The 1,161-nt window shown below is 47.4% G+C and carries 1 protein-coding gene; it reads right to left on the minus strand.

Going from position 1 to position 1,161, the window contains the following annotated elements:
• Window positions 1–1,160: elongation factor Tu (gene tuf / locus NXS09_RS10755; RefSeq protein WP_259292510.1), on the minus strand; the 1,160-nt coding region annotated here is incomplete at its 3' end.
• Between the last annotated feature and the right edge of the window lies 1 nt (window position 1,161).

Raw genomic sequence — 1,161 nt, forward strand, 5'->3', positions numbered from 1 at the left:
CCGGCACCTACTGTACGACCACCCTCGCGAATGGCAAAACGTAAACCTTCTTCCATAGCAATCGGAGCAATCAACTCTACCGAAATCGTTACATTCTCACCCGGCATTACCATTTCCACACCTTCTTCCAAAGATACCGCACCGGTTACGTCGGTCGTACGGAAATAGAATTGCGGACGATAGTTCGCAAAGAACGGTGTATGACGACCACCCTCTTCTTTGCTCAACACATATACTTCAGCTTTAAACTTAGTATGCGGCGTGATAGAACCCGGTTTTGCCAATACTTGACCACGTTCAACATCTTCACGCTTGGTACCACGCAACAATACGCCGACGTTGTCACCAGCCTGGCCTTGATCCAACAATTTGCGGAACATCTCAACACCGGTACAAGTGGTTTTTTGAGTCTCTTTCAGACCCACAATCTCAATCTCGTCACCAACATTGATTACACCACGCTCAACACGGCCTGTTACTACCGTACCACGGCCTGAAATAGAGAATACATCCTCAATCGGCAACAGGAACGGTTTGTCAACAGCACGCTCAGGTGTCGGAATGTAGCTGTCCAAAGCAGCAGCCAATTCAAAGATCTTCTCTTTGTAGCCGGCATCACCTTCCAAAGCACGCAATGCAGAACCTTGGATAATCGGGCAATCATCTCCCGGGAAATCATAGCTAGACAACAGATCGCGGATTTCCATTTCAACCAGTTCCAACAACTCTTCATCATCCACCATATCGCATTTGTTCATAAACACGATAATGTAGGGAACACCTACTTGGCGAGCCAACAAGATGTGCTCACGAGTTTGCGGCATAGGGCCGTCTGCAGCAGAACATACCAAAATTGCACCGTCCATTTGGGCAGCACCGGTAATCATGTTTTTCACATAGTCGGCGTGTCCCGGGCAGTCTACGTGTGCATAGTGACGGGTTTCAGTTTCGTATTCCACATGTGAAGTATTAATGGTAATACCACGGGCTTTTTCTTCCGGGGCATTATCAATTTGATCGTAACCTTTAGCCTGACCGCCGAATTTTTCAGACAAAATAGTGGTCAATGCAGCAGTCAATGTAGTTTTACCATGGTCAACGTGACCAATGGTGCCAACGTTTACGTGCGGTTTGCTCCGCTCGAATTTTTCTTTAGCCATG

The organism is Neisseria montereyensis (assembly GCF_024834045.1).
GTDB classification, from domain to species: Bacteria; Pseudomonadota; Gammaproteobacteria; order Burkholderiales; family Neisseriaceae; genus Neisseria; species Neisseria montereyensis.